Below are 3,906 nucleotides of genomic sequence, written 5' to 3'. Positions count from 1 at the left end.
GGCGGGCGGCGTCAGTCGAGCGTGATGAGAGGGTCCGCGCCGTCGGGGCGGGTGACGTGGATGCCGCGGGCGTCCGCGACCGTCCACGTGGGCGCCGCCTCGGCGGCGTGCGGACCGACGCCGATCACGCGCATGCCGGCGGCGAGTCCGGCGGCGATGCCGTTGGCGGAGTCCTCGACCACGATGCAGCGCGCGGCATCCACCCCGAGCGCGGCCGCGCCGGCGAGGAATCCCTCCGGGTCGGGCTTGCTGCGGCTCACGTCGGCGGCGGCGATGACGACGGGCGGCAGCGGCAGCCCGGCCGCCCGCATGCGCGCGGTCGCGAGCTCCGTGGTCGCCGAGGTGACGAGGGCGTAGGGCAGGTCGGCCGCGGCGAGCGCGGCCAGCAGGGCGGCCGCGCCGGGGATCGCGACGACCCCGTCGGTCTGGGCCGTCTCGAGGGCGAGCAGCGCGGCGTTCTCGGCGAGGTTGACCTCGTGCGGGCGATCCGGCAGCAGGAGCGCCATCGAGTCCTGCCCCTGGCGGCCGTGGATGATCGACAGGGTCCGCGCCGGGTCGACGCCGTGATCGAGCGACCACTGCGTCCACAGCCGTTCGACGACGGCGTGCGAGTCGACGAGGGTACCGTCCATGTCGAGCAGCACGGCCGATGCCGAGGTGTCGATGCGGGGGACGGATGCCGGGACGCGCAGCACCTCCCAACCTCCCCCGAGGGGCGGCACGTGCCAGCCGGCGTCGACGGCGCCGGAGGCGGCACGGCGGACGATGGCGCGGTGGGGGGAGGTCGTGTCGACGACGTGCACGAGGACGCTGCCGTCGTCGCGGCGCTCCCCGCGGGTGGCCAGGCGCAGGTGGGTGGCGCCGGGGGCGCCGTCGGGGGCCGGGCCCTCGACCGCGACCTCCTGCCAGAAGGGGGCGACGGGAAGCGTGCCGACGTCGGGCAGCACCAGGCTCCACCCGTCCGCCGTGTCGTCGAGGACGAGCCCCGCGGAGGCGAACGGCTCGGCGCTGACCGCGAGCCGGTCACGCGCGGTCCACGCATCGCGCGGCACGGCAGGGGCGGTCACGGCCGGGGCGGCACCGCCGGTCACGGCAGGGGCGGTCATGGCCGGCGCGCCTGCGCCCGCCCCGGCAGCGGGGGTCGCGGCATCCGCCCCGCCCGCCACATCCGCGACCTCGACGGCCGCGACGAACGCCCAGAACGCGCGCAGCGTCGCCTGGGTGTCGAGCGTGGCGCCCTGGTAGGCGATGACGAGGTCGTGCTCGGGAAGGACGAGACCGAACTGCCCCGCGGCGCCGTCCAGCCGGAACCCGTGACGGCCGCGCCACACCTGGTAGCCGTAGCCGACCGCCCAGTCGTTGACCTCGCCGTCGGCGGCCACCGGACCGTCGAACGCGGCCGTCTCCGACCAGGGGCGCGACAGCTCCTCGACGTACCAGGCGGGTGCGACCTGCACGCCGTCGAAGACGCCGCCCGCGCCCAGCATGATCGCGGTCCGCGCGAGGTCGTCCACCGTGAGGTGGAAGCCGGAGGCGCCGTGCTCGATGCCTCCGTACGGCGTCATCCAGCGCTCCCCGATGCCGAGCGGGTCGAGCAGCCGCGGGCGCAGGTAGGTCGTGAGCGGCTCGCCGGTGAAGGCCGTGACGATCGCGGAGAGCGTGTGCGTGGCCGGGGAGTTGTACGCGAAGTGCGTGCCGGGCGCGAACGCCGGAGCCTCCCGGAGAAGCACGAGCGGGTCCGCGCCGATCCGGTCGATCTGCTCCGCGGAGTGCCCGGTGTTCATCGTGAGCAGATGGCGCACCGTGATGCCGTGCGGGTTGTCCTCGCCCACGGCGATGCCGGCCGAGTCGTCCAGTCGCAGCCGGCCCTCGTCGGCGAGGAAGCCGATCGCGAGGGACGTGTAGGTCTTGGATGCCGAGTACACGAGCGCCGGCCGCTCCAACCGGTACGGAGCCCACGCGGTCTCGAACGCGACCTCTCCGTGGCGGGCGACGAGAAGCGCGTGCGGGTCGAGGCCCTCGGCCGCGAGCCTCTCCGCGAGCGCCAGCACTGCGGCCTCGGGGATGCCGAGCTCGACAGGGGTACGACGCGGAAGCGGCCGGGACGAGAGGGGGCGATGGGACTGCGGCGAGGAAGTCATCTCCCCCACTCTACGAGCCGCCCCGGACGGGCCGGCCGCCGCGCGGGGCGCTCCCCGTAGAGTCTGAGGATGAGCCGGATCGTCGTCCTCGGCAGCGCCAACATGGACCTCGTCGTGCGACAGCCGCGTCTCGCGCGGCCGGGCGAGACGCTCGCGGGCACGTCGTTCGCCACGGGGCCCGGCGGCAAGGGGCTCAACCAGGCGATCGCCGCGGCGCGGGCCGCCGGGTCCGCGGACACCGTCGCGTTCCTCGGGTGCGTCGGCGACGACGCGTTCGGCCACCGGCTCGTCGAGGCGTTGCGCGCGGCGGGTGTGGATGCCGACGGCATCCGCACCGTGACCGCGCCCGCGGCGGCCGGGTCCACCGGGGTCGCCGCCATCAGCGTGACCGACGACGGCGAGAACGCGATCGTGGTGGTCCCGGGGGCGAACGCCGACGACGCCCTCACCGACACCGACCGGCGCGCCATCGCGGGAGCGGCGTTCCTCCTCGTACAGCTGGAGCGCCCGCTGACGCTCGTGCGCGCGGCTCTGGAGCTCGCGCGCACTGCCGGTGTGCGGACGGTGCTCACCCCGGCGCCCGCCGTGCCCGCGGCCGCCGAGCTCGTTCCGCTCGCCGACATCGTCGTCCCGAACGACGGCGAGGCCGCCGTGCTGCTGCGGGCACTGGACCCCAAGGGGGCGACGGGCGACGACCCCGAGGCGGCGGCCCGGGCGCTCAGCGCCCACGCCGCGGGCGGCGACGGCAGCGGCATCGCCGTCGTCACGCGGGGTGCGGCCGGGGCGATCGTCGCCCGGGGCGGCACCCTCCTCGCGCCCGTCGCCGCCCGCGCCGTGCACGCCGTCGACACCACCGGCGCCGGCGACACGTTCGCGGGAGTGCTCGTCGCGTGGCTCGCCGACGGCGCCGAGCTGACGGACGCCCTCGCGGCGGCGAGTGCCGCGGCATCCCTCGCCGTGACCCGCCCCGGCGCCGCGGCGGGCATGCCCACCCGCGACGAGATCGTCGCGGTCCTGCGGGGCTGAGCGCGCTCAGTCGCCGAGCGTGCTCAAGACGGCGTCGAGGGCGGCGAGGAACCGACGCGCGTCGGGCTCGGTCAGCACCAGCGGCGGCTTGACCTTCAGCACATTCTGCCGCTCCGACGCCGGCTGCACGATGAAACCGTGCTCGCGCAGCAGGTCGCAGACGCGCGCGGCCTCCGCGCGGGCCGGCTCGAGGGTGTCGCGGTCGCGGACCAGCTCGATGCCGAGGTACAGGCCCGTGCCGTGCACCGCGCCGATGAGCGGATGCCGCTCCGCCAGCGCGCGGGCCCCGTCGGCGATCACGCGGCCGACCCGGCGCGCGTTGTCCTGCAGCCCCTCCGCGTCGATGATGTCGAGGATCGCCGATCCCGCGACGGCGCTGACGGGGGTGCCGCCGGCCGACGAGAAGAAGGTCCCCTCCCACGCGAGCGCGTCGACGATCTCGCGGCGGGTGAGGACGGCTCCCAGCGGGTAGGCGTTGCCGGCGGCCTTGGCCACCGCGACGATGTCGGGGACGAGCCCCTGCAACGTGCTCCCCCAGAACGCGTCGCCCAGGCGCCCGTAGCCGACCTGCACCTCGTCGGCGACGACCAGACCGCCGTGGGCCCGCACGGCGTCGGCGACGGCGGTCAGATAGCCGCGGGGCGGGATGACGCCGCCGGCGTTGCCGAGCACCGGCTCGCAGATGAACGCACCCGCGGGGCGGCCCTCCGCGGCCAGGGAGCGGGGGGGGGGGGGGGGG

3 protein-coding genes are annotated in these 3,906 nt (G+C 76.3%); 1 reads left to right on the top strand and 2 read right to left on the bottom strand.

The window, feature by feature from the left end:
* Positions 1–11: 11 nt before the first annotated feature.
* Positions 12–2,141, bottom strand: a complete 2,130-nt coding sequence (locus AC1Q49_RS13665) for an HAD-IA family hydrolase (protein WP_492492793.1) — start codon at positions 2,139–2,141, stop codon at positions 12–14.
* Between the two features lie 69 nt (positions 2,142–2,210).
* Between AC1Q49_RS13665 and AC1Q49_RS13660 the strand changes: the two genes are divergently transcribed.
* Entirely contained in the window at positions 2,211–3,167 is a 957-nt protein-coding gene (locus AC1Q49_RS13660; RefSeq protein ID WP_492492791.1) for a ribokinase, read from the top strand.
* A 6-nt stretch (positions 3,168–3,173) separates the two neighbouring features.
* Here AC1Q49_RS13660 and AC1Q49_RS13655 read toward each other — a convergent pair.
* The coding region (locus AC1Q49_RS13655) for an aminotransferase class III-fold pyridoxal phosphate-dependent enzyme (RefSeq protein WP_492492789.1) at positions 3,174–3,906 on the bottom strand (733 nt) is incomplete at its 5' end.

This window comes from Microbacterium sp. MPR-TSA4 (assembly GCF_058792815.1).
The sequence above is the reverse complement of the archived record's forward strand: the minus strand, read 5'-3'. Positions and strand labels throughout refer to the sequence as shown.

What these genes read in the sequence shown, in the direction of transcription:
- AC1Q49_RS13665 (WP_492492793.1), bottom strand. Translation starts at nt 2,141, where the DNA reads ATGACTTCCTCGCCGCAGTCCCATCGCCCCCTCTCGTCCCGGCCGCTT.
- AC1Q49_RS13660 (WP_492492791.1), top strand. Translation starts at nt 2,211, where the DNA reads ATGAGCCGGATCGTCGTCCTCGGCAGCGCCAACATGGACCTCGTCGTG.